This is a genomic window from Rhizobium sp. AP16, from assembly GCF_000281735.1.
Lineage (GTDB): Bacteria > Pseudomonadota > Alphaproteobacteria > Rhizobiales > Rhizobiaceae > Rhizobium > Rhizobium rhizogenes.
This window is the reverse complement of sequence record NZ_AJVM01000063.1, coordinates 1-22,679: the sequence shown is the minus strand read 5'-3', so window position 1 is coordinate 22,679 and position 22,679 is coordinate 1. Positions and strand designations below refer to the sequence as shown.

General features: G+C 60.5%; 25 protein-coding genes. 14 read left to right on the top strand and 11 right to left on the bottom strand.

From position 1 onward, the window contains the following. Positions 1-40: 40 nt before the first annotated feature. The 4 genes from PMI03_RS16575 to PMI03_RS16560 are packed head-to-tail and all read right to left on the bottom strand — an operon-like array spanning position 41 to position 4,929. Entirely contained in the window at positions 41-2,344 is a 2,304-nt protein-coding gene (locus PMI03_RS16575) for an ATP-binding protein (protein WP_007695368.1), read from the bottom strand. 55 nt (positions 2,345-2,399) lie between these two features. Next, on the bottom strand, positions 2,400-2,918 hold the full coding sequence (gene lspA, locus PMI03_RS16570) for a signal peptidase II (protein ID WP_007695363.1): 519 nt from the start codon (positions 2,916-2,918) through the stop codon (positions 2,400-2,402). Next, on the bottom strand, positions 2,915-3,775 hold the full coding sequence (locus tag PMI03_RS16565; protein ID WP_007695362.1) for an RNA methyltransferase: 861 nt from the start codon (positions 3,773-3,775) through the stop codon (positions 2,915-2,917). Before PMI03_RS16565 ends, lspA begins: the two co-directional genes overlap by 4 nt. Beyond that, positions 3,772-4,929 carry a class I SAM-dependent methyltransferase gene (locus PMI03_RS16560; protein WP_012650869.1) on the bottom strand — a complete coding sequence of 386 codons (1,158 nt, stop codon included), beginning with the start codon at positions 4,927-4,929 and terminating at the stop codon, positions 3,772-3,774. Before PMI03_RS16560 ends, PMI03_RS16565 begins: the two co-directional genes overlap by 4 nt. A gap of 112 nt (positions 4,930-5,041) precedes the next feature. Here PMI03_RS16560 and PMI03_RS16555 point away from each other — a divergent pair, with 112 nt between their 5' ends. Both PMI03_RS16555 and PMI03_RS16550 read left to right on the top strand, forming a co-directional pair. After that, positions 5,042-5,494: a carbon monoxide dehydrogenase subunit G gene (locus PMI03_RS16555; RefSeq protein ID WP_007695358.1), complete on the top strand. Its 453-nt coding sequence runs from the start codon at positions 5,042-5,044 to the stop codon at positions 5,492-5,494. Positions 5,495-5,514: 20 nt separating this feature from the next. Next, positions 5,515-5,964: a GNAT family N-acetyltransferase gene (locus PMI03_RS16550; protein WP_007695356.1), complete on the top strand. Its 450-nt coding sequence runs from the start codon at positions 5,515-5,517 to the stop codon at positions 5,962-5,964. 9 nt (positions 5,965-5,973) lie between these two features. Here the strand turns inward: PMI03_RS16550 and PMI03_RS16545 are convergent, their stop codons facing one another. The 4 genes from PMI03_RS16545 to sppA form a co-directional block, all read right to left on the bottom strand. Continuing rightward, positions 5,974-7,704 carry a PAS domain-containing methyl-accepting chemotaxis protein gene (locus tag PMI03_RS16545; RefSeq protein WP_007695354.1) on the bottom strand — a complete coding sequence of 577 codons (1,731 nt, stop codon included), beginning with the start codon at positions 7,702-7,704 and terminating at the stop codon, positions 5,974-5,976. A gap of 318 nt (positions 7,705-8,022) precedes the next feature. After that, positions 8,023-8,355: a LapA family protein gene (locus tag PMI03_RS16540; RefSeq protein ID WP_007695352.1), complete on the bottom strand. Its 333-nt coding sequence runs from the start codon at positions 8,353-8,355 to the stop codon at positions 8,023-8,025. Between the two features lie 157 nt (positions 8,356-8,512). Then, the gene (locus PMI03_RS16535; RefSeq protein ID WP_007695350.1) at positions 8,513-8,821 is read right to left on the bottom strand and encodes an integration host factor subunit beta; all 309 of its coding nucleotides are present in this window, start codon (positions 8,819-8,821) and stop codon (positions 8,513-8,515) included. Between the two features lie 27 nt (positions 8,822-8,848). Further along, positions 8,849-9,805: a signal peptide peptidase SppA gene (gene sppA / locus PMI03_RS16530; protein WP_007695348.1), complete on the bottom strand. Its 957-nt coding sequence runs from the start codon at positions 9,803-9,805 to the stop codon at positions 8,849-8,851. Between the two features lie 330 nt (positions 9,806-10,135). Here sppA and lptC point away from each other — a divergent pair, with 330 nt between their 5' ends. The 6 genes from lptC to ptsN all read left to right on the top strand — a co-directional run bounded on the left by lptC (position 10,136) and on the right by ptsN (position 15,444). Beyond that, positions 10,136-10,822: an LPS export ABC transporter periplasmic protein LptC gene (gene lptC / locus PMI03_RS16525; protein ID WP_007695339.1), complete on the top strand. Its 687-nt coding sequence runs from the start codon at positions 10,136-10,138 to the stop codon at positions 10,820-10,822. Beyond that, positions 10,819-11,484 (top strand): LptA/OstA family protein, encoded by a 666-nt coding sequence (locus tag PMI03_RS16520; RefSeq protein WP_007695337.1) that lies wholly within the window; start codon positions 10,819-10,821, stop codon positions 11,482-11,484. The genes lptC and PMI03_RS16520 overlap by 4 nt, the downstream gene beginning before the upstream one ends. Before the next feature lie 55 nt (positions 11,485-11,539). Continuing rightward, positions 11,540-12,310, top strand: coding sequence for an LPS export ABC transporter ATP-binding protein (lptB, locus tag PMI03_RS16515; protein WP_110924646.1), 771 nt, complete (start codon positions 11,540-11,542; stop codon positions 12,308-12,310). A gap of 193 nt (positions 12,311-12,503) precedes the next feature. Then, complete coding sequence (rpoN, locus tag PMI03_RS16510) at positions 12,504-14,063, top strand: RNA polymerase factor sigma-54 (protein WP_007695326.1); 1,560 nt, start codon at positions 12,504-12,506, stop codon at positions 14,061-14,063. Positions 14,064-14,315: 252 nt separating this feature from the next. After that, positions 14,316-14,891: a ribosome hibernation-promoting factor, HPF/YfiA family gene (gene hpf, locus PMI03_RS16505; protein WP_007695324.1), complete on the top strand. Its 576-nt coding sequence runs from the start codon at positions 14,316-14,318 to the stop codon at positions 14,889-14,891. A gap of 88 nt (positions 14,892-14,979) precedes the next feature. Continuing rightward, on the top strand, positions 14,980-15,444 hold the full coding sequence (gene ptsN / locus PMI03_RS16500) for a PTS IIA-like nitrogen regulatory protein PtsN (RefSeq protein ID WP_007695322.1): 465 nt from the start codon (positions 14,980-14,982) through the stop codon (positions 15,442-15,444). 90 nt (positions 15,445-15,534) lie between these two features. Here ptsN and grpE read toward each other — a convergent pair whose 3' ends face one another. After that, on the bottom strand, positions 15,535-16,260 hold the full coding sequence (grpE, locus tag PMI03_RS16495) for a nucleotide exchange factor GrpE (RefSeq protein WP_256367190.1): 726 nt from the start codon (positions 16,258-16,260) through the stop codon (positions 15,535-15,537). 121 nt (positions 16,261-16,381) lie between these two features. Here grpE and PMI03_RS16490 point away from each other — a divergent pair, with 121 nt between their 5' ends. Beyond that, complete coding sequence (locus tag PMI03_RS16490) at positions 16,382-16,816, top strand: GFA family protein (protein WP_007695318.1); 435 nt, start codon at positions 16,382-16,384, stop codon at positions 16,814-16,816. A gap of 74 nt (positions 16,817-16,890) precedes the next feature. Here PMI03_RS16490 and hrcA read toward each other — a convergent pair whose 3' ends face one another. Beyond that, positions 16,891-17,979: a heat-inducible transcriptional repressor HrcA gene (gene hrcA, locus PMI03_RS16485; protein WP_007695316.1), complete on the bottom strand. Its 1,089-nt coding sequence runs from the start codon at positions 17,977-17,979 to the stop codon at positions 16,891-16,893. A gap of 172 nt (positions 17,980-18,151) precedes the next feature. On the opposite strand from hrcA, the gene rph reads away from it, so the two are divergent. From rph to hemW, 4 genes are read left to right on the top strand one after another with little or no spacing between them, the layout of a single operon-like run. Next, complete coding sequence (gene rph / locus PMI03_RS16480) at positions 18,152-18,868, top strand: ribonuclease PH (RefSeq protein ID WP_007695314.1); 717 nt, start codon at positions 18,152-18,154, stop codon at positions 18,866-18,868. A gap of 19 nt (positions 18,869-18,887) precedes the next feature. Continuing rightward, complete coding sequence (locus tag PMI03_RS16475) at positions 18,888-19,301, top strand: VOC family protein (RefSeq protein ID WP_007695312.1); 414 nt, start codon at positions 18,888-18,890, stop codon at positions 19,299-19,301. Between the two features lie 11 nt (positions 19,302-19,312). Beyond that, positions 19,313-19,957 carry an RdgB/HAM1 family non-canonical purine NTP pyrophosphatase gene (gene rdgB / locus PMI03_RS16470; protein ID WP_007695310.1) on the top strand — a complete coding sequence of 215 codons (645 nt, stop codon included), beginning with the start codon at positions 19,313-19,315 and terminating at the stop codon, positions 19,955-19,957. A 19-nt stretch (positions 19,958-19,976) separates the two neighbouring features. Next, entirely contained in the window at positions 19,977-21,170 is a 1,194-nt protein-coding gene (gene hemW, locus PMI03_RS16465; RefSeq protein ID WP_229202566.1) for a radical SAM family heme chaperone HemW, read from the top strand. A gap of 105 nt (positions 21,171-21,275) precedes the next feature. Here hemW and PMI03_RS16460 read toward each other — a convergent pair whose 3' ends face one another. After that, positions 21,276-22,199 (bottom strand): DMT family transporter, encoded by a 924-nt coding sequence (locus PMI03_RS16460; protein WP_007695305.1) that lies wholly within the window; start codon positions 22,197-22,199, stop codon positions 21,276-21,278. 151 nt (positions 22,200-22,350) lie between these two features. Here PMI03_RS16460 and PMI03_RS16455 point away from each other — a divergent pair. Further along, a partial coding sequence (locus PMI03_RS16455; protein ID WP_007695303.1) for a LysR family transcriptional regulator occupies positions 22,351-22,679 on the top strand: 329 nt, incomplete at its 3' end.

Here is a 22,679-nt window from a genome sequence, read left to right as displayed (position 1 = left end):
TAAATAAGAAGACGAAGCGAAACACTGCTTCAAAATCGGATTATTCGTTCCGGGCGCGTTCGAAAGCGAGCTTCGAAAGGCTTTGCACCGTGGTGATCAGGCACCGCGGATCGACCGGCTTGACGATAACGGCGTCGGCTCCGGCAAGCAGCACCTGGCGACGGATGGCGTCGCGGCTGTCTGCGGTCAGCACGATCACCGGCAGAGGCGAAAGACCAGCCTTGCGCTCTTGCGCCCGCAATTGCGCGAGAACCGTCACGCCGTCGCCACCGGGCATGGTGAGATCGGTGACGATGATATCAGGTCGGCTCTCGCCCTTTTCCACGCGGGCAAGCAGACCGGTGAAATCCTCGACGAGGCGAACCTTGTGACCGGCCTTGGTGAGCATGGCGCGGACCAGCATGGCGTTGACCGGATCATCCTCGCCGAGCAGGACATTGAAGGCGATGTCCGTCGCCTCCGGCACCATCAGGCCGAAACCGGGCGGATTGTCGATCAGGACATCCCGCTTCTCCATGCCGCGCATGCGGCCGCTCAGCACGTCGATCAGCGATTGCTCGCGCAGCGGCCGGATCAGCCAGGCATCGAAAAGATCAAGCGGATGCGTGTTGCGTTCCTCCGGATTGACGAGAAAGATCTTGCGCAGGCCGGATGCGGCCAGTTCGTTGCCCTCGCGGAAATACCATGGCGCCATGCGATGATCGACGATCAGATCCGTCAATGGGCCGCCTTCGCCCTCGGGCGCGCATAGAGAAAGGTTTTCGATGTCGTCCGGGCCGATCAGGCGGCAGCGGCCGCCGAGCGTGCGGATGGTTTCGGCGATCGCCGTGCTTGCCGCCCCTTCCGGCGCCAGCAGCAGGATGCGGGAGCCCTTGAGCAGATCGTCCCGCCGGCCGGGCGCATCCTCGCCGGCGACGAGGGAAACGGGGAAACGGATAGTGAATTCGCTGCCGTTACCCCGCTCGCTGGCAACACTCAGCGCGCCGCCGAATTCGCGCAGGATGCGGGCGGAGATCGCAAGCCCCAGACCCGTGCCGGCGCTTTTGTCCAGCACATTGCCGGCCTGTTCGAACTCGCCGAATATCCGCGCCTGCTCTTCCTCGGTCATGCCCGGTCCGCTATCCCTGACCGATATCAACAGATTGCCGCCATCAAGGCCGGCGCGAATAAGCACGCCGCCCGTCTGGGTGAACTTCACGGCATTGCCGATGACGTTGAACAGGACCTGACGCAGCCGGGCCGGATCGAATTCCATGGTCTCGGGAACATCGGCCGCGACGGTCGCTGCGATCTCGATGCCCTTCTCGTGGGCGCGATGGGCGAGCATCTCGACGACGCCTTCGAGCAGCGGCCGCAGCATCTCGGCACGCGGGCGAAGCTGGAAGCGGTTGACTTCGATCGTCGAGAAATCCAGGAGGTCCTCCACCAGTTGCACCAGCGCATTGCCGGACTGGCGGATGCCGGTCAGGTAATTGGCCTGCTCCAGCGTCAGCGGCGTCTGGGCTAGCAGATGGTTCATGCCGAGAATGCCGGAGAGCGGCGTGCGGATCTCGTGGCTGACGGTGGCAAGCAGGCGCGACTTGGCGGCACTGTTATATTCGGCCTTCAGCCGCGCATCCTCGCGCAGGCGGGCGGCCTGGCGCTCCTCGGTCACGTCGCGGGCGACGCTCTGGATGCTCAGCCGGCCCGAGACCGGATCGCGGAACATGACATCGTGCCAGGCAAAGATGCGCGGACCTTCCGGCGTGGAAATTTCGGCGTCCTGGCGCTGCGATTCCGTGACGGCGCGAAAGACGAGCCCGGCTTCTTCCAGCGTCAGGCCTTCCGGATTTGCCTTGCCGGTCAGCCTGCGGAACGTCGCGTTGGCATGAATGATGCGGCGCTCGATACAGCGCGTGACCGTGATATCGCCGAGCGCATCATGGATGGTGGCGAACAGGCTGGTGCTCTCGTTGCTCTCCCACAAGCGGTCATGCTCGTGCTCGCTGAGCGGCGGCGCGTCGGCTATGATCTTGCGACCGGTCTTCTGCTTCGCAGCGACGCCAGCAATCACGATTGCCAGGGCTATCAGGCCGAGCAGGCCCGCAAGCGCCGGCAGCCCGCCGGCATAGCCGACCAATAGCAGCAGCACTCCGGCGATCAGGCCACCGCCGTTCAGCCAATGGCGCTGCAGCCACTGAGAAAAAACCGGGGGATTGGATGTGACCTGCTCGACTGGCGGCAAAATCCCGATCGGATCGGCGTCCAGGCGAGGCGCATCTATGACCGGCCGTTCACGCGGCCCGGTTTGGTCGTCGGCGATGGCGGCGACAAGCTTTTCCTGCAGGTTTGCCAGAGTGCTCATGCCCGTTTGCTAACACGCGCACTCTTCCCGATGCCTTCAGGGATTCGCTAGAATTTTAGGTGTTTGCCTTTTTTGGCGAGAGAAGCTCGTCCAGAATGACGCAGCCGGCCCCGATGGTGATGAAGCTGTCGGCGAGATTGAAGACGGCGAAGGACCATGTTTCCGTGTGGAAGAGAACGTAGTCGATCACATGGCCGTAGAGAAACCGGTCGATCAGGTTGCCGAGCGCGCCGGCGATGATCAGGGCGAAGCCGAGATGGGCAATCCAGCGATGGTCGGGCGTGCGCCGCCACAGCCAGATCACGAAGGCGACGATGACGAGCCGCATGCCGACGATGAACCAGCCATCCATGCCCGACAGCATCGAGAAGGCGACACCGAGATTGTAGGTGCGGTAGAGCGCCAACATCGGAATGACCGGCACCATTTCCTGCAGCGGTAGCCAGTGATCGACCATGATCTTCACGGCCTGGTCGAGGATGACGGCGATGATGATGAAAATCAGGATCGGCAAGGGCCGAGAAAACAATGCGGGCTTGGCGGCGGCCTGGTCGTTAATGTCGCTGTCGGTCATCGTGTCTCGCTGAGAGTGAGAAGATGGCGGCGGGCTTCGAACAGCATCACCGCCGTCGCCACTGCCAGATTGAGACTGTCGGCGCGGCCGGCCTGCGGAATGCGGGCAAGCGCATCGGCCTCCTTCGCCAGGGCATCCGGCAGACCGGACTGCTCGTTGCCCATCAGGAGCACGACGGGCTTCTTCTTGTAATCGATGGTGCGGTAGTCGACCGCGCCGGCCAGATGCGTGGCGACGACCGAAACGCCGGCCGTCTTCTTCCAAGCCAGAAACTCTTCCGGCGTCGCCTTGACGACGGGAACGGCGAAGACCGAGCCCATGGTCGCGCGCACGGTTTCCAGCGAGAAGGGATCGGTCGTCTCACCAACGAGGATCACGCCCGAGGCACCGGCCGCATCCGCCGTGCGGATGATGGTACCGAGATTGCCGGGATCACGCACGCGGTCGAGCGCCACCCAGGTCTCGCCGGCTTTCGGCCTAACGTCCCTAAGCGGCCGCCAGCGCTGGTCGAAGATGCCAACCACCATCTGCGGATTGTCGCGCCGAGTGATCGAGGCGATGACCTTTTCGCTGACTTCCAAAACCAGCCCGCCGGCGGCGACCGTCTTGGCGGCCACCTGCTCGACCAACGGCTTGCCCTTGGCGGCCTTGGCGTAAACCAGCGTGCGGATCGTCCAGCCAAGCTCCAGAGCATCGATGACCAGCTTCAGGCCCTCCGCCAGGAAAGCGCCGCTCTCCTCGCGCGACTTCTTGTTGGTCAGCGCCTTGATGTCCTTGATGATCGGATTGGCAAGCGAAGTGACCTCCTTGACCTGTCCGACCTTGCGAGGGCCATCGTTTCTGTAGTCCTGGTTCATTTCGGCACCCAGCGGCTGAAGAGAGATGTGGAAAGCGCCCTGCCCGGCGTCTTGCCGTCGAGGCCGGCCTCGCGGATCACCAGCTCGCCGGATTCGACGACGCCGCCGGCGCCGCGCATGGTTTCGCGCATCAGCTCATGGATCGAATAGAAGCTGGCGCGGATGGAATAGGCCGTCAGCACCAGGCCAAGCGCCTTGGGCGACAGGATCTCGCGGCAGATATCAAGCATCGACGGCAAATGTTCGAAGAGATGCCAGACCTCGCCATTGGGACCACGGCCGAATTTCGGCGGGTCGGTGAGGATGATGTCGTATTTATTGCCGCGCCGTTCCTCGCGCAGGATGAATTTCATCGCGTCTTCGCAGATCCAGCGAATCGGCAGCTTTTCCATGCGACCGAGCGCCTGGTTCTCGCGTGCCCAGCCGATCGCCTTCTTCGAGGCGTCGACATGGGTCACCTCCGCGCCGGCGGCGGCTGCGACCAGCGAGGCAACGCCGGTATAGCCGAAAAGATTCAGCACCTTCAGCGGTCGGTTCGCGGCTTCGACCTGTTGTTTCATCCAGGCCCAATGCACGATCTGCTCGGGAAAGACGCCGACGTGGCGAAAGGCGGTGAAGCGGCCGAGAAAATCGACGCCGAGCAATTTTAACGGCCAGGTCTCGCCAAGCGCCTCGCGCGGAAACCGCCAGCGACCCATTCCGTCCTCATCGGTATCGCCGGTGAAAATCGAATCGGCATTGTCCCACACATGAGGGGCAAGCGACGGCTGCCACAGCGCCTGCGCTTCCGGCCGCACGATGCGGTAGGGACCATATTGCTCGAGCTTCAGCCCGTTGCCGGTGTCGATCAGGTGGAAATCGCCGGCGCCCAACGATTCGAGAATGACAGGAACGCGCTCGACCGGACGCTCGCCGGAGCGCACGATCATCGGGCGTTCCGGCGCCGCCGGAACAGGTGCCGCATCGCGTGGTTCCACCGTTCGCTCGCCACGGTCGCGCGCAACCGCCGCCGGCCTCGGGCCGGCATCGCGCGCGGGCTTTGCCGGTGGCTTGCCGGCCTTGACGGGCGCCTCTCGCCTTGCATCCCTTGGGGATTTTGCGCTCGCGCCGCCCGCGGCTCTCTGGCCGGGCCGGCTTTCCCTGTGTTTCGCCATGCTTGTCTCGAAATTGATATGTGCGTGCAAATAGCATCTGGCCGCCACTTGGCAAAGCGCTTTCCGATCTGCGATGATCCCCGGACAAAATGCCAGATCGGGAGGATTGCGCATGGACATGACCGGCGAAGAACGGATTGCCGCGCCGCGGGATGCGGTGTGGGCCGCACTGAACGACCCTGACATTCTCAAGCAATGCATTCCCGGCTGCCAGAGCTTGGAGAGAATTTCGCCAACCCAGCTGACGGCGACGGTGAAATTGAAGATCGGCCCGGTCTCCGCCTCCTTCAACGGCGAAGTGACGCTCTCCAACATCAACGCGCCGGAGAGCTATACGATCTCCGGAGAAGGAAAAGGCGGTATTGCCGGCTTCGCCAAGGGCGGGGCGGATGTGGTTCTCAAGGAGGATGGCGACGAGACGATCCTGCAATATGAGGCAAAAGCCCAGGTTGGCGGCAAGATCGCCCAGCTCGGCTCGCGGCTGGTCGATTCCAGCGCCAAGAAACTGGCGCAGCAGTTTTTCGCTGACTTCACAGCCGCCATCAATGGCCAGGCCAGCACCTGATTGCCTCCTGAAGATCGCTCATGACGTCTGAGGCAAACCAATGGACCATCCGACCGGCACGCGAGCAGGACACGGATAGTCTCGCCGAGATCTATCTCGGCGTGCGCCGCCAGACTTTCATCTGGGTCGATCCCGTCCGATTCCACAGGGAGGATTTCGCCGCGCATACGCAGGGCGAGCATATCTTCGTCTGCGAGGACAGCAGCGGCACGATTGCCGGCTTCCTGACGCTATGGGAACCGGATGATTTCATCCATATGCTCTATATCCTGCCGGCATTTCAGGGCAGCGGCGCCGGCAAGGCGTTGCTCGCCGCCCTGCCGGATTGGCCCAGGCGGCGCTACAGGCTGAAGTGCCTGGTGAGAAACACGCGCGCCATCGCCTTCTACCGTGCCATCGGCTTCAAGATCGTTGGCGACGGTGCATCGCCGGAGGGCGACTACAAGGACATGCAGCTCAGCGGCGATTAGATACACGCATCAGCCTGCCAATCGACGAAACGGCCAATCGCCGTTCTTCGATATTGCGGCAGGGCCTTGTGTTGCCGATGATGATGCCACACGCGCTTCGAGTGTGAACAGTTTCAACAGCTCGAAGAGCTCGTCGGCTTCGGCGGACAGGCTGCGCGCCGCGACGGCGGATTCCTGAACCAGAGCCGTATTCTGCTGCGTGCCCCTATCCAGGATCGTGACCGCACCATTGACTTCTCGGAGCGTTACCGCCTGTTCTTTCGCGACCTCAACGATGGCGGAGACATTTTTGTTTGCCTGCTCAACCTGCGATTCGATCGTCTGCAAGGTTGTGCCGGTCTCCGCCACCAGCGCTACACCGCTTTTTACGTGGCCCTGCGACAACGCAATCAAGCCGCCGATTTCCTTCGCTGCCTTTGCCGAGCGCTGCGCCAGTTCGCGCACTTCCTGGGCAACAACGGCGAAGCCCTTGCCGGCATCACCGGCACGCGCGGCCTCGATACCGGCATTCAGCGCCAGCAGGTTGGTCTGAAAGGCAATCTCGTCGATGACACCAATGATATTGGATATTTCCTCGGATGAGGACTTGATCCTAGCCATGGCATCGATGGCGGACCGTACGACCATTCCGGAACGGATTGCGGTATCGCGCGTGTCGCGAACGAGTTGCCCGGCATCCTCGGCATTATGGCTGGAATCGGCGATGGTCGTGGTGATTTCCTCGAGTGCCGCGGCGGTTTCCTCGACGGACATCGCCTGCTGTTCCGATCGCATCGAGATGTCGTCAGTCGCCACATGAATCTTTTGCGCGCCGGCGGAGATTGCCCCGGCGGCTTCTGCCACCGACCGCATGGCATCCCGAAGCTTTCCAACCGCACCGTTGAAGTCCAGGCGGAGTTTGTCCAGGGTCGGAATGAAGGGTATGTCGAGGTGTTGTGTCAGATCGCCGTCCGACATGCGCTTGAGCGCCCCACCGAGCTGTTCGACATTGTTGACGCGGCCGGTCACATCGGTCGCGAATTTGACGACTTTGAAGACCCTGTTGTCCATGTCGAAAATCGGATTGTACGACGCCTGGATGAAGATCCTCCGGCCACCCTTGCCGATACGCATGAACTCGTCGGCGATAAATTCGCCCTTGGCCAGCCGCTGCCAGAATTGACGATAGCTCTCACTGGCAGCGTAGGTGCCATCGCAGAACAACGAATGATGCTTGCCGTCTATCTCCGACAGCTCGTAGCCCATCGTCGCCAGAAAGTTTGCATTCGCGGCGAGGACGCGGCCATCCGGCGTGAACTCGATAACGGCCTGCGAGCGCGACAGGGCATTCAGCTTGCCGGCATCCTCGATGCTCTTGAGCTTTTCGGCCGTTATGTCGGTCGCGACTTTGACGACCTTGTAAGGTTTTCCATACTTGAAAATCGGATTGTAGGAGGCCTCGATCCAGATCTCCCTGCCGCCCTTGCCGATGCGTTTGTATTGCCTTCTGTCGAATTCACCCCGTCCGAGCTTAGCCCAGAATTCGGAATAGTCAGGCGAACTGACTTCAGCCGGCGCGACGAACATGCGATGCTGTTGTCCAACGATTTCCGGGAGCTCATAGCCAATCGTGCGGCAGAAATTCGCGTTTGCTGTCAAGATCTTCCCGGTCACATCGAATTCGATGATGGCCAAGGATTTGTCCATCGCGGCGAGCACTCCCGCCGAGTCGGAACCAAAATTCAATGATATTGCTTTCATCGGATTGTCTCCTGATGCCGCTGCACGTTCATCGTGCGCCCGAGGCAATGTGAAATTGAAAAGACGGCTTGCCGGCAATCGTCATTCTTGCCGCGACATCTTTGGAATTTACCGCCCCAGCTGATTGGGTCACGAAGATTAATCGCTCCCTAAGCTTGGCTCTCTTCAGGAAATTGCCTGCATGAAATGGATAGCGCTACGCAAAGTGTATAGCGTGCTCTTGCACTCTGGCTGGTCCAGAGCGCGCTATGCCGCCAATCGTTGACGCGATACCTTGCTATACCCTCGACAGGGCAAAGAGCATGGAAACGGCGGTGGTCACTTCGAGGGAAGCTGGCCGGTGATCTGTTCGGCGCGGCTGCGATGTTTGTCGGCTTCGGCATGCCAGTGCACGGCTTCGCGCGACTGATTGCGGGCGCGCTTGCGGTGTTTACCCTGGTTGACCCAGGTAACCGCCGCGCCAACTATCATGCCCAGGATCAGTGCGACGAATAGCAGCACGAACAGCGGTGCATGCAGCGAAAGCACCTGGTCCTCGGGCCTGAACGGATTGAGCGCAAGCGTGGCGGATTGCCGGTTGGCGACGCAGAAGACGATCAGGATGATGCCGAGCGGCAGCAATATCAGCAGATTGATGATCTTCTTGGTCATTGCGCACGCTCCTGTATCCCAGCGCCTTCGTGCACTGCACTCATCTCGCCTCTAGCCGCAGAATTAATAAAGACTGGGCCGAGTTCAAGTGCCACCAGGTTGCGGCACGATGATGTCCACCGGGGATATCCACGAGGGACATCGTTCAAAACGACGCTTAATTGTCGTCGTCGTCTTCGTCGCCGGCACCGGGATTGAGGCGTTCGCGCAGTTCCTTGCCCGTCTTGAAGAAGGGAACCCATTTTTCCTCGACGAACACGGTGTCGCCGGTGCGTGGGTTGCGGCCGGAGCGCGAGGGACGGTTCTTGACGGAAAACGCGCCGAAGCCGCGTAGCTCTACCCGGTTACCGGCGGCGAGCGCATCAGTGATCTCGTCGAGGACGGCATTGACGATATTTTCGACGTCGCGGTGATAGAGATGTGGGTTACGCGCCGCAACAATCTGCACCAATTCCGACTTGATCACGGTTTGCCCCCTTAAATCATTGATTTATCAATTGGCTGCACCCTGCCAAACAGAAAGCAGGCCGTCAAGAAACAACTTCTCTGTCATCATTTTCTGGAAGCCCTCTCCCTTCACAAAATCATCATAACCGAAGAGATTTAGCAACCAGGAAGCCGCGCCCGGCCAAAAGAAAGACGAGGTTTTGTTCTCGGCCTTCCAATCGACGATCGGCAGGTCCTTGTTGACCTTGCGTGTATCGAGATAGGCACGAATTTCGTCTTCGCCACCGAGCGTATCGATCAGCTTGTTCTGCAACGCCTGGCGGCCGGTGAAAATGCTGCCGTCCGCAAGCTTCAGCACCTCTTCACGCGGCAGCTTGCGGCGATCGGCGACAAGATCAACGAACCAGCCGTAGCTGTCCATCACCATGTTGCGGATCATGTTTTTGGCGTCCTCGCTCGGCGGATGGAACGGCGACGGCTCGGCCTTCATCGGCGACGACTTTATATCCTCCAGCGAGACGCCGAGCTTGTCGAGCAGGTCTTTCGCCTGCGGATACTGGAAGATGACGCCGATCGAGCCGGTGATCGAAGTGTCGCCTGCGACGATATCATCGCCGGCCGTGGCGATCATATAGCCGGCGGAGGCAGCCACGGTGCGGATATCGGAAACAACGGGCTTCTTGGCGGCGACGGCGCGGATGGCTTTGAATATCCGCTCTCCACCATAGGTCGTGCCGCCGGTCGACGAGATCGACACGATCAGCGCCTTGACCTGATCATTGTCCTTGATCTTCTTCAGCCGCTCCAGAAGCTCGCTATCATCCTGGATGAGACCGGAAATAGCGACACGGGCGATCTGCGGCCCGCGCGTATCCGGCAGGTCGGCCGCAAAGAAACGGTATAGAGCAAAACCAAGCCCCACCAGGAGAAGAACGGCGATGATGCGCCAAAAGCCAAGTTTGCGGCGCAATTGCCGCCGGTCTGCGATTGCAGAACTGTCCATGACGCCTTATCTCTCCCCTTGTCGTAAACTGGGCATGCTACAACCGGATATATAATACCTTGAAACCGGCACAATCCTTCGCGAATATGCTGGCTGTCTTTGTTGAGATTATATATCGGGACTTTTGTCCAGTGCTTCGTCAGATAGGGCGTCACCCGATCCGATGAAACAGGCACCCATTATGTTTTTCTGCTAAATTTCCTCAGGCGCGGAAAAAAATCCATATTGGCAAGCCAATGCAATAATGCGAAACGATCCGGCGGGCTTGTTGGCACAGTCTGTGCATAACCCAATGCAGTTTTCCGGATCTAGAGAACACGGACCTGTTGCATGCTCAATACTATCGAGACCACCGGCCAAGCGATCGGCTCCGAGCTGGAAAGGAACGCGTATAAGGACGCGATCTTTCATTCCACGCGCGTGCGCAAGCTGAAGCTATTCCTCCCGCTGGCCGCTCTGATCGTTTCGTTGATCTTCATTGCCGTCTCGCTGGTCCGCGCCTATTTGCCGGAAAACATCCAGATCGAAGGGGCGAGAATCGAAGACGGCAAGGTCGTGATGGAACGTCCCGCCATCGCCGGCCGTAACAAGGACGGCATCAATTATTCCATGCTCGCCGAGAAGGCGCTGCAGGATATCAAAAATCCGAACATGATCACGCTCAAGTCCATCAAGGCCTCCATGCCGGTCAACAGCGACGTAATCGCACATGTGACGGCCGAGAGTGCGGATTTCGACCGCCAGGCCGACACGCTGAAGCTCACCGATCCCTTTACCATTCTGATGGACAATGGTTTGCGCGCCGAATTCCGGACTGCCTTCCTCGACGTCAAGAAGGGCGACCTCTCCAGCCAGGATCAGGTTGCAATCTACAGAGGCGGCATGTCGGTTGTTGCGCAGTCGCTCAAGATGACGGATAAGGGGAGCGTAATCGAATTCGACGGACAGGTTCGGATGAATATTGATCCGACCACACTCCACAATAAAGCTAGCGAACAACGGCCGGGCGGTTCATGATAAACGATTGGCAACACTCCCTTTTTAACTCCAACCTGCGCAAGGCGGGTCTTCTCTGTGCTTTCGGTGCGCTGGCATTTTTAGCCGCGCCCGGCGCTGACGCCCAGACGACGACGAGCAAGATGCCTGGCCTCGCCCTTTCCAGCGACCAGCCGATCCAGATCGAAAGCGACAAGCTGGAAATCCACGACGCCGAAAGTCAGGCGGTCTTTACCGGCAACGTCAAGGTTGTCCAGGGCACGACGACGATGCAGGCCGGTAAGATGACGGTCTTCTACAAGAAGAAGCAGCCCGCCGCCGATGCCGCCGCCAAGCCGGCGACCGACAATCCGGTCGCAAAGGCCGCCAAGGAACAGAACCAGTCGCTGGTCTCCGGCGATGCCAATATCGACCACATTCTGGTCACCAACAAGGTCTACCTCGTCTCCGGCACACAGACGGCGACGGCGGATGACGGCTCCTTCGACATGGCAAACCAGCTTGCAGTCCTCAAGGGTCAGAAGGTCGTGTTGACCGATGGGCCGAATGTTTTCACCGGCTGCCAGCTGACCGTGCACATGGCGACGGGCGAAGCGCAACTGGATGCCTGCGGTGGCCGCGTCCAGATTCAGCTCGACCCGAAGTCGCAGCAAGTGCAGCAGCAACAGCAAAAAAAGAATTGATTCTGGCCAGCTCGTGACGACATCGACAACCTCCCCCTTGCCCGGCGCGACCGGGTTGCCCAGCGCGGCATCCGGTTCACCGACCGCCGATAAGGCGCGTTATCAGGGTACCCTGATCGCGCGCGGCCTCACCAAGACCTACCGCACCCGGCGCGTCGTCAACGGCGTCTCGCTGGTGGTACGGCGTGGCGAGGCTGTCGGCCTGCTTGGGCCGAACGGCGCCGGCAAGACGACCTGTTTCTACATGATCACCGGGCTGGTGCCCGTCGATGAGGGCACCATCGAGATCGACGGCAACAATGTCACCTCGATGCCGATGTATCGTCGCGCCCGTCTTGGCGTCGGCTATCTGCCGCAGGAAGCCTCGATTTTCCGTGGTCTGACGGTGGAGGAGAACATCCGCGCCGTGCTCGAAGTCCACGAAAAGGACAAGCAGAAGCGCGAGCATAAGATCGACGAGCTGCTTGAGGAATTCCACATCCGCAATCTGCGCACGGTGCCGGCGATCGCGCTGTCCGGCGGCGAGCGGCGGCGTCTGGAAATCGCTCGCGCACTGGCGACCGACCCGACCTTCATGCTGCTCGACGAACCCTTTGCCGGCGTCGACCCGATCTCGGTCGCCGACATCCAGAACCTCGTGCATCATTTGACGGCGCGCGGCATCGGCGTCTTGATCACCGACCACAATGTCCGCGAGACGCTTGGCCTCATCGACCGCGCCTATATCATCCATGCCGGCGAAGTGCTGACCCATGGCAGGGCCAACGATATCGTCAGCAATCCGGAAGTACGAAAACTCTATCTTGGCGACAATTTCAGCCTTTGATAGTCTAGGATTTGACCGGAGCGTGTTCTCGCGTTGCCAAACAGCGTAGCGCTCCGGAAATTCATCTTCCCGCTACAGTTCCGCTTGACCAAACCCGATAAAAAAGCAATTTTTGGGCCAGTTGGAACTCTGCGGCTTTTTTTCTAAAAAAACGCGGACTTTCGAAAAGATCAAGGGGAGTCCCGCGTCCGCCATGGCATTATCGGCCAATCTTTTCCTGCGCCAAAGCCAAAGCCTGGTGATGACACCGCAACTGATGCAATCCATCCAGTTGCTGCAGATGACGCATTTTGAGCTCACCCAGTTCATCGCCCAGGAAGTCGAAAAGAATCCGCTGCTCGAATTTACGTCAAATGACGAGGATATAGGCAATGGCAGCGAGCGCGAGGCGAAGGACGAACGATACGATGCAGCGGAGGAAAGCCGTGGCGACGATGGCGCCGACCACAATAGCGGCGACCTGAAAAGCGACTGGTACGAGAGCGAAAACACCGGCCATGCCGACCGGCTGAACGACGAACTCGACACCAATTTCAGCAATGTCTATCCCGACGACAGCACCGCGCAGCGCGCCGATGCGCCCGAGCTTTTGAGCCAATGGAAATCCATGCCCGGCGGCGAGGCCGGCGAAAGCTACGATCTTGACGATTTCGTCGCCGGCCAGATCTCGCTGCGCGACCACCTCAACGAACAGATCCCCTTCTCCTTGCCGGCGATGGCCGATCGGCTGATCGCCCAGCATTTCGTCGACCAGCTCGACGACTGCGGCTATCTGCAGGTTGACTTGCGCGAGACGGCGGATCGCCTCGGCACGACGCTTGGCGATGTCGAACGGGTGCTTGACGTATTGCAGCAGCTCGACCCTCCCGGCGTCTTTGCCCGCTCCCTCAGCGAGTGCCTGGCAATCCAGCTCCGGCAGAAGGATCGTTTCGATCCGGCCATGGAGCGGCTGATCCAGAACCTCGAGCTTCTCGCCCGCCGCGATTTCGCGACGCTGAAGCGTCTCTGCGGCGTCGACGAGGAAGATCTGCTCGACATGATGGGCGAGATCCGCCAGTTGAACCCGAAGCCCGGCAGCGGCTTTGAGACCGGCATATCCGAGGCGATCACGCCCGATATCGTCGTGCGCCCCGCCTCCGACGGCAGCTGGCTGGTGGAGCTCAATCCCGACACGCTGCCGCGCGTTCTCGTCAATCAGTCCTATTTCGCCTCCGTCACCAAGACGAGCCAGGACCATGCCTTCCTGTCAGAATGTCTGCAGAACGCCAATTGGCTGACGCGCAGTCTGGATCAGCGCGCCAAGACCATCATGAAGGTGGCGAGCGAGATCGTCCGGCAGCAGGACGCCTTCCTGATCCACGGCGTCGACCATCTGCGACCGCTCAATCTGAAGACCGTGGCGGACGCCATCAAGATGCATGAGTCCACCGTCAGTCGCGTGACCTCGAATAAATACATGCTGACGCCGCGCGGACTGTTCGAGCTCAAATATTTCTTTACCGTCTCAATCAGCGCCGTCGAGGGCGGCGACAGCCATTCCGCCGAGGCGGTACGGCACAAGATCCGCCTGCTGATCTCGCACGAAAGCCCGGATACTGTCCTTTCCGACGACGATATCGTCGATACGCTGAAGAAGGGCGGCATAGAGCTTGCTCGCCGAACGGTTGCAAAATACCGCGAGGCGATGAACATCCCTTCCTCCGTGCAGCGCCGACGGGAGAAGCGGGCGATTGCAAAGGTTGCCAGCTTTTAGCCGCCGCTCAAGCTCAATCTGAAATTGCAGATTTCCTAACGGACCGTTAAGACGCAGTTGACTTTCCAATGTGGCGGGGCTAGAAGCCCGCCGCAATCGGTGCAGGACGACGGCACGACCATGAACTTATCCCCATCATCCCAAAGGCCCCGCATAAACGCAATTTGTCTTTGAGCGCGTGAAGTGCTTGGATGAGCTTGAGGCTTGGCGTAAACTGGTACGCGCAATAACCACGACAAGAAGGGAAACTCCATGAGTGTGCGTGTCTCCGGTAAACATATGGAAATTGGTGACTCCTTCCGTCAGCGGATTGAGGACCAGATCGGTATGGCCGTGACAAAATACTTCGACGGGGGGTATTCAGGCCAAGTGACGGTACAGAAATCCAGTTCCCGCTTCACAGCCGATTGCAAGCTTCATCTCGACAGTGGCGTCGTTCTGCATGCCGCCGGCGAGGCGATGGACCCGCAATTGGCGTTTGACGCCGCGTCCGCACGCATCGAAAAGCGCCTGCGCCGCTACAAGCGCAAACTGAAAGATCATCAGGCCGCGAGCCACGCGAACGGCCATATCGAAGTCGCCTATACCGTCATGGACGGCATGTCAGACGACGACGAGGAAATCGCAGCCGATTTCGCGCCGGCAATCGTTGCCGAAAGCACGAAACAGCTAAAGACCATGTCGGTCGCGACCGCCGTGATGGCGCTCGACATGACCGACGAGCCGTTGCTGCTCTTCCGCAGCCCCGGCAAGGACCATCTGAACATCGTTTACCGTCGTCAGGACGGCAACATTGGCTGGATAGACGCAGCCAATATCAAAAGCTGAGAAAAGAAGATGAGTGGCGGCCCTGCACCATGTCAGTCGGCCGCCGCTCCTCCGTCATTGGATCTCGGCGACACGAAGGATAAAGAGAATGGCATTGGCAGATTTGCTGCACCAAGATGCGATCATCCCCGCCTTGAGGGCAAATTCCAAGAAACAACTGCTTCAGGAACTGGCAGCCAAGGCCTCCAAGTTGACCGGACTGCCCGAACGCGAAATCTTCGACGTCGTGCTGCAGCGCGAACGCCTGGGCTCCACCGGCGTCGGCAATGGCATCGCCATCCCGCATGGCAAGCTCAATAGCATCAAGTCCATCATCGGTATTTTCGCGCGCCTGGAAGCGTCCGTCGATTTTGAGGCGCTGGACGACCAGCCGGTCGATCTCGTCTTCCTGCTGCTTGCGCCTGAGGGCGCCGGCGCCGATCATCTCAAGGCGCTGTCGCGCATAGCGCGCGTGCTGCGCGACCAGGATCTCGTCGCCAAGCTGCGCGCCACGGATTCCGCCTCGGCGATCTACGCCTTCCTCAATGAGGAACAGGCATCCAACGCCGCGTGAGCGCGCGTGAACTGAATTTGGAACACAAAAAAGCAAGGGCCGGATGATCTTCCATCATCCGGCCCTTGCTTTTGGGTATGTCTTTTGGGCTCAGGCGTCTTTTTCGTCGAACGGGCTGTTGGAGCCCAGCTCGGAGACTTCCGCAAGCTTAGGGCCGCCCTTGGCGACGCCGACCATGGCCGGGCGCAGAACGCGCTCGCCGATGACGAAGCCGGCCTGCACCACCTGAACGACGGTGTTGTTCGGGACTTCCGAGTTCGGCACTTCGAACATCGCCTGATGGAAGTTGGGATCGAACTTCTGGCCGACCGGCTCGATCTGGCGCACGCCATGGCGTTCCAGCGCCGACAGCATGGAACGTTCGGTCATCTCCACGCCTTCGATCAGCGTCTTCAGGCCGGCATCGTCGCGGAGTTCCGCCGGAATGGCGTCCAGCGTGCGGCGCAGATTGTCCGATACGGCAAGCATGTCGCGGGCAAAGCCGGCGACGGAATAGGACTTGGCGTCCTTGATTTCGCGCTCGGTGCGGCGACGCAGATTGTCCATGTCGGCGGCAAGGCGCAGGTAGCGGTCGCGCAGATCGCTATTTTCGGCCTTCAGCAGCTCGACCGGATCCGGCTCTTGAGTTTCAGCCGTCGTCTCCACGGTGTCCGCGACATCTTGCGCGAGGTCGGCCGCCGTGGCGTCAGGTCCGGTTTTCGTTGTTTCGTCGGTCATGACGGTCTCCGAATTGTTTGTCTTTTGAATGTGCCCGATATCGAGGTTTGGCCGGAAAAAATCAAGGCTTTGTCGCGAAGAACAGCCGATTCCGGGCATTCCGGCCGTTTTTGTACGAATACCAATCGGGTGAGAACGCCTCCTCCGTTGAGGCCTCTACTATCTGCGACCTTTTCCCGGTATAGTTAACACCGTTTCAATACGGCGCGAGGTGTGATCCATGTCCAACGGCAAATCTCATTCGGGCAAATGTTTCTGCGGCGCGGTGGAAATCGCAGTCAGTGGCGAGCCGGCGGCAATGGGCTATTGCCATTGCGACTCCTGCCGGGAATGGTCGGCCGGGCCGGTCAACGCCTTCTCGCTCTGGCCGCCGCAAGCCGTCCACGTCACCAAGGGCGCCGATCATGTCAGCAGTTACCAGAGAAGTGCAACGAGTGTGCGCAAATGGTGCGAGATTTGCGGCGGCCATCTGCTGACCGAGCATCCTTTGTGGGGCGTAACCGACGTCTACGCTGCCATCATTCCCACACTCGACTTTCAGCCGGCGCTTCATGTCAACTACGAAAACACCGTGTTGCACCTGAGGGACGGCCTGCCGAAGCAAAAGGACATGCCGGCGGAAATGGGTGGATCCGGAACCTTGCTTCCGGACTAGGGCATCCCGCTTTCGGCGAAATGACCTGAAAGCGGATGGGATATTCCAGATTCGAACGATCAGAGCGTCTTTCGTCAAAGCCCGGGCCGCGACATCCGGGAAAACAGCTGGGCCGTATAGTCCACCATCGGCACGATGCGGGCATAGTTCAGCCGTGTCGGGCCGATGACGCCGACGGCGCCGATGATGCGGTCGTCGTCATCGCGATAGGGCGCGACGATCAACGACGAGCCGGAGAGCGAGAAAAGCTTGTTTTCCGAGCCGATGAAGATGCGTACGCCCGGGCCGCTTTCGGCCAGGTTCAGGATCTCGATCAGACTGTCCTTCTTTTCAAGATCGTCGAACAGTAGGCGCAGCCGGTCGAGATCCTCGGCGCCGCCGACTTCAGTCAGCAGATTGGCGTGGCCGCGCACGATCAGCTGCGTCGGCTTGCCCTCGTCCTCGCCACCGGACCAGACGGCGATCCCGCGCTCGACCAGCTCATGCGACAGCGTATCCAGTTCGTGGCGTACGCTCTCCTTCAACGTCAGCAACTGACGGCGCAGGTCCGGCAAGGTCTGGCCGGTCATGTGGGCGTTGAGGAAATTCGCGGCTTCCGTCAATTGCGAAGAGGTGATGCCGGCCGGCAGCTCGATGATGCGGTTTTCCACCTGGTCATGATCACCGACGAGCACCGCGAGCGCCTTGGTCGGCTCCAGGCGGATGAATTCGACATGCTTCAGCACCGGATCGTTCTTCGAGGTGATCACCAGCCCGGCGCCGCGCGAAATGCCCGAGAGCATGCGGCTCGCCTCGGTCATGACCGATTCCATCGGCTGGTCGCGATTGCTGCCGCGCACCTGCCGGTCGATGGTGGCCCGGTCCTCGGCCGAGAGATCGCCAACCTGCATGAAGGCATCGACGAAAAAGCGCAGACCAATCTGCGTCGGCAGGCGGCCAGCGCTGATATGCGGCGAATAGATCAGCCCGAGCTCTTCCAGATCGCTCATGACGTTGCGCACCGAGGCCGGCGACAGCGACATCGGCAGCAGGCGCGAGAGATTGCGCGAGCCAAGCGGCTCGCCATTTTCTAGATAGCCTTCGACGATGCGACGGAAGATTTCTTTCGAGCGTTCGTCCAGCGCTGCAATGGCATCCGTAACCGACGATGTCGTGAACCCCATTTCGCTGTCAGACCCCTTCTGTTGAACCTCAGTTAAAATATAATCATTCAGTTAGCATTGGCAAAAGGGAAAAATGCCAACACCGCCATATCCGGGCCTTTCAGCCTGCTTTTCCTTTGCAAAAGCTGCCGGTGGATCGTAGAAGCGGTCGATAAACGTTCAGGAGAGTAGAATGCGGCCTTCAGGCAGAAAAACCGACCAGATGCGCAAGGTCTCGTTCGAGCGCAATTTTTCCAAGCATGCGGAAGGCTCGTGCCTGGTGAAGTTCGGCGATACGCATGTGCTCTGCACGGCAAGCCTGGAAGAAAAAACCCCGCCATGGCTGCGCAACAGCGGCAAGGGCTGGGTCACGGCCGAATACGGCATGCTGCCGCGCGCCACCGGCGAACGCATGAAGCGCGAAGCCGCTTCCGGCAAGCAGGGTGGCCGCACACAGGAAATCCAGCGCCTTATCGGCCGGTCGCTGCGCGCCGTCGTTGACCTGAAGGAGCTCGGTGAGCGCCAGATCACCATCGACTGCGACGTCATCCAGGCCGATGGCGGCACGCGCACGGCCTCGATTACCGGCGCCTGGATCGCGCTTTACGACTGCCTGAAGTGGATGGAAAGCCGCAACATGATCAAGGTCGAGCGCGTGCTCAAGGATCATATCGCCGCCATTTCCTGCGGCATCTTCGCCAGCCAGCCGGTGATCGACCTCGACTATCTCGAGGATTCATCCGCCGAGACCGACGCCAACTTCGTCATGACCGGCAAGGGGGGCATCGTCGAGATCCAGGGTACAGCCGAAGGCACGCCCTTCAGCGAAGAGGAATTCACCACCCTGATGCATCTCGCCAAGAACGGCATTGCCGAGCTGGTGGAGCTGCAGAAGCAGGCGATCGCCTGACCAAAGAAACGATCAGCCGATGAACCCGTCGTTGGAAGGCATTCTCGAAACCGCTGTCTATGCCGATGATCTCGATGCCGCCGAAGCTTTTTATGGCGGCATACTCGGGCTCGAGAAGATCGCGCGCGGCGGTAACCGTCATGTCTTCTATCGCTGCGGGCCGGGTGTGCTGTTGATCTTCAATTCGGCCGAGACGGTGAAGCCGCCGGAACCGGGCGCCCTGCCTGTGCCCCCGCATGGCACGACGGGCCATGGTCACGTCTGCTTCCGGGTTAGCGGCAACAATATCGAGGCGACGGCGGAGAGACTGAAAGCCGCCGGCGTCGTTATTGAAGCCGATTTTCACTGGCCGAATGGCGGCCGCTCGATCTATTTCCGCGACCCGGCCGGCAACAGCCTGGAATGCGCCGAACCCCGGATCTGGGGCATCTGACAGGACAGGATATGCGCAAGCTCGAAACAAAGACCATCGTCGTCGCCAGCCACAATGCGGGCAAGATCCGTGAAATCGAGGATCTGATCGGCCCGTTCGGCTTTACCGCCAAATCAGCCGCCGATCTCAATTTCATCGAGCCGGACGAGACCGGCACGACCTTCGAGGAAAATGCGACGATCAAGGCGCTCGCCTCGGCCAATGCCTCCGGCCTGCCGGCATTGTCGGACGATTCCGGTCTGGTGATCGACGCACTCGGTGGCGATCCCGGCGTCTATACCGCCAACTGGGCGGAAACGGCTGACGGCACCCGCGATTTCGCCATGGCGATGCAGAAGGTCGAGACCGCATTGGAAAAGGCCGGCGCCACCACGCCGGAAAGCCGCACCGCACGTTTCGTCAGTGTGCTTTGCCTGGCCTGGCCGGATGGACATACCGAACTTTTCCGCGGCGAAGTCGAGGGCACCGTTGCCTGGCCGCCGCGCGGCACACAGGGCTTCGGCTATGACCCGATCTTCCAGCCCAAGGGCTATGAGACGACCTTTGGCGAGATGAGTGCCGAAGAGAAGCATGGCTGGAAGCCGGGCGACGCGCAGGCGCTCTCGCACCGCGCCCGGGCTTTCAAGCTCTTTGTCGAAACCTGTCTGGAGGCGTAAGCTCAAGCCTGTGGACATCATGGAACCGCAAGACATGACGCATGAGGCGCAATTGCTGCCCGACACCGGTGAACCCGGCTTCGGCGTCTATGTGCATTGGCCCTTCTGCGCGGCCAAATGTCCCTATTGCGATTTCAACAGCCACGTCCGCCATCAGCCCGTCGATCAGGAGCGCTTCACAGCCGCCTTCCTGAAGGAGATGGCGTCGATGCGGGCGATCGGCGGCCCGAAGACCGTGACCAGCATTTTTCTCGGCGGCGGCACGCCTTCGCTGATGAAGCCGGAGACGGTCGGTGCGGTTCTCGACGGCATCGCCAAGCACTGGCATGTGCCAGATGGTATCGAGATCACCATGGAGGCCAATCCTTCCAGCGTCGAGGCCGAGCGTTTCCGCGGCTATCGCGCCGCCGGCGTCAATCGCGTATCGATGGGCGTGCAGGCACTGAACGACCGCGATCTGAAATTCCTCGGTCGCCTGCACAATGTCGCCGACGCGCTGAAAGCGATCAAGCTGGCGCGCGATATCTTTCCGCGCATGTCCTTCGACCTCATCTATGCCCGCCCGAACCAGACCGTCGAGGAATGGGAGCGCGAGCTGAAGGAGGCGATCTCCTATGCCGTCGACCATCTCTCGCTCTACCAGCTCACCATCGAGGAAGGCACGCCATTCTACGGCCTGCATAAGGCGGGCAAGTTGATCGTACCGGACGGCGACCAGTCGGCGCTGCTCTACGAGGCAACACAAGAGATCACCGAGCGCGAGGGCATGCCGGCCTATGAAGTGTCCAACCATGCCCGTCCGGGCGCAGAGAGCCGCCATAACCTCACCTATTGGCGCTATGGCGACTATGCCGGCATCGGTCCGGGCGCCCATGGCCGCCTGACCCTCGGCCCGAAGAAACTGGCGACCGCCACCGAGCGCAAGCCGGAGGCGTGGCTGGAACTGGTCGAACGCGACGGCCACGGCATCGCCGATCAGGAAATGCTCGGCGACGACGAACAGGCCGACGAATTGCTGCTGATGGGCCTGCGCCTGAAAGAAGGTATCGATCTCGTCCGCTGGCAGCAGCTTTCCGGCCGTGAGCCCGATCAGGCGCGCGAGGAATTCCTGCTGGAACACGGCTTCATCGAGCGTCTCGGCAATTCTCGCCTGCGCTGTACCCCGGCGGGGATGCTCATCCTCGATTCCGTGGTTGCGGATCTGGCGCGTTAATCACCTCCCCCTTGAGGGAGGAGGTCGCCGCAAAGCGGCGGGTGGGGGTGATCCCTGGGGACAAAATTATGCCTCAGTGCGTGCTGCAATCACCCCACCCCGGCACTACGTGCCGACCCTCCCCCTCGAGGAGAGGGTAAACAACCGCCCGTCGATCGCCGCAAGGCCGACGGCGATCATTGCCATGCCGATAAAGTGCTTCAGCTGCAATTGCTCCCCGAGAAACAGTGCGCCGAGCAGGATGGCGCTGACCGGAATGAGGAAAGTGACCAGCATCAGGTTGGTGGCGCCCGCCGTCGCCAGGATGCGGAAGAACAGGACATAGGCGATCGCGGTCGAGAGGATCGCCAGGCCGGCCAGCGCCAGCCAGATTTCAGTCGAAGGCAGCGCCAGCGTCCACGGATGATCGACGAAGAGGGCAACCGGCAGCAGCAGGATGGTCGAGGCCGTCACCTGCCCGGCCGCGGGGATAATCGGCGCCAGGCCCATGCGGCGGAAGCGGCGGCCGAAGATGCCGGCGAGCGAATAGGTGAAGGCAGCGCCCAGCACGGCAAGCTGCGCCAGCACGTTCGAGCCGAGGCTGCTCAGCACCGACGGACCGATCATCAGCGCCACGCCGGCAAAGCCGACGATGACGCCGATCAGGCGATTGCCGGTCATTTTCTCGTCCGCCGTCAGGAAATGCGCCACCACGACCGCAAAGAGCGGTGTGGTCGCGTTGAGGATCGAGGCGAGACCGCTGGCGATATGCGTCTGTCCCCAGACGATCAGCAGGAAGGGAATGACATTGTTGAGGAACCCCATGCCGAAGAAGGCGGCCCAGGCCTGACGGTCGCGCGGCATTGCCTGCCCGGTCATCCGCACGATGACATGCAGGGCGACCGCCGCCAAGGCGACACGCGCGGTGACGATGGTAAAGGGTGGCAACTCATGCACCAGGATGCCGTTGAACAGAAACGAGCCGCCCCAGAGGACCGACAATCCCAGCAGCATGCCCCACTCCGCCGCGCCCATCGATTTCTGCGCCATCCTGATATCCTTCCCCGCTATTGAGTTATTCTCGATGAGTGCTGAAATGCAATTTCTTGCCAACCATCGAGTTTAATGGAATGATCTCGCGATCATAAGGCTCTGACAAGCGAATCTTTCTCACTCGATGGTTTAGTTATACTCAATCGTCATGGATCAACTTCCCTCCCTTTCGGCGTTGCGCGCCTTCGAAGCTTCGGCCCGGCATCTGAGCATGACGCTCGCCGCCAGGGAGCTGCATGTGACGCCCGGCGCGGTCAGCTTGCAAGTGCGCGATCTCGAAACAGCGCTTGGCGTCCGGCTTTTCGAGCGCCGTGCCCGCAGTCTGGCATTGACGGCCGAGGGTGCGGATTATTTCGCGACGCTGCGCACTGCTTTCCGCCTGATACGTGAAGCAACGACGGCGCTGACCATGCGGGCACGAGATACGGTGCTGACCGTCACCTGCACTGCCGGCTTCGCCACCCACTGGCTGGGGCC

Bases quoted from the DNA above. Each gene is read 5' to 3' on its own strand.
- PMI03_RS16540 (WP_007695352.1), bottom strand. From the start codon at position 8,355: ATGACCAAGAAGATCATCAATCTGCTGATATTGCTGCCGCTCGGCATC.
- PMI03_RS16475 (WP_007695312.1), top strand. From the start codon at position 18,888: ATGAACCCGTCGTTGGAAGGCATTCTCGAAACCGCTGTCTATGCCGAT.
- PMI03_RS16460 (WP_007695305.1), bottom strand. From the start codon at position 22,199: ATGGCGCAGAAATCGATGGGCGCGGCGGAGTGGGGCATGCTGCTGGGA.
- rph (WP_007695314.1), top strand. From the start codon at position 18,152: ATGCGGCCTTCAGGCAGAAAAACCGACCAGATGCGCAAGGTCTCGTTC.
- PMI03_RS16560 (WP_012650869.1), bottom strand. From the start codon at position 4,929: ATGGCGAAACACAGGGAAAGCCGGCCCGGCCAGAGAGCCGCGGGCGGC.
- sppA (WP_007695348.1), bottom strand. From the start codon at position 9,805: ATGGACAGTTCTGCAATCGCAGACCGGCGGCAATTGCGCCGCAAACTT.
- hrcA (WP_007695316.1), bottom strand. From the start codon at position 17,979: ATGGGGTTCACGACATCGTCGGTTACGGATGCCATTGCAGCGCTGGAC.
- hpf (WP_007695324.1), top strand. From the start codon at position 14,316: ATGAGTGTGCGTGTCTCCGGTAAACATATGGAAATTGGTGACTCCTTC.
- rdgB (WP_007695310.1), top strand. From the start codon at position 19,313: ATGCGCAAGCTCGAAACAAAGACCATCGTCGTCGCCAGCCACAATGCG.
- rpoN (WP_007695326.1), top strand. From the start codon at position 12,504: ATGGCATTATCGGCCAATCTTTTCCTGCGCCAAAGCCAAAGCCTGGTG.
- PMI03_RS16565 (WP_007695362.1), bottom strand. From the start codon at position 3,775: ATGAACCAGGACTACAGAAACGATGGCCCTCGCAAGGTCGGACAGGTC.
- PMI03_RS16520 (WP_007695337.1), top strand. From the start codon at position 10,819: ATGATAAACGATTGGCAACACTCCCTTTTTAACTCCAACCTGCGCAAG.
- hemW (WP_229202566.1), top strand. From the start codon at position 19,977: ATGGAACCGCAAGACATGACGCATGAGGCGCAATTGCTGCCCGACACC.
- PMI03_RS16555 (WP_007695358.1), top strand. From the start codon at position 5,042: ATGGACATGACCGGCGAAGAACGGATTGCCGCGCCGCGGGATGCGGTG.
- PMI03_RS16550 (WP_007695356.1), top strand. From the start codon at position 5,515: ATGACGTCTGAGGCAAACCAATGGACCATCCGACCGGCACGCGAGCAG.
- grpE (WP_256367190.1), bottom strand. From the start codon at position 16,260: ATGCCCGGAATCGGCTGTTCTTCGCGACAAAGCCTTGATTTTTTCCGG.
- PMI03_RS16490 (WP_007695318.1), top strand. From the start codon at position 16,382: ATGTCCAACGGCAAATCTCATTCGGGCAAATGTTTCTGCGGCGCGGTG.
- ptsN (WP_007695322.1), top strand. From the start codon at position 14,980: ATGGCATTGGCAGATTTGCTGCACCAAGATGCGATCATCCCCGCCTTG.
- lptC (WP_007695339.1), top strand. From the start codon at position 10,136: ATGCTCAATACTATCGAGACCACCGGCCAAGCGATCGGCTCCGAGCTG.
- PMI03_RS16575 (WP_007695368.1), bottom strand. From the start codon at position 2,344: ATGAGCACTCTGGCAAACCTGCAGGAAAAGCTTGTCGCCGCCATCGCC.
- PMI03_RS16545 (WP_007695354.1), bottom strand. From the start codon at position 7,704: ATGAAAGCAATATCATTGAATTTTGGTTCCGACTCGGCGGGAGTGCTC.
- lspA (WP_007695363.1), bottom strand. From the start codon at position 2,918: ATGACCGACAGCGACATTAACGACCAGGCCGCCGCCAAGCCCGCATTG.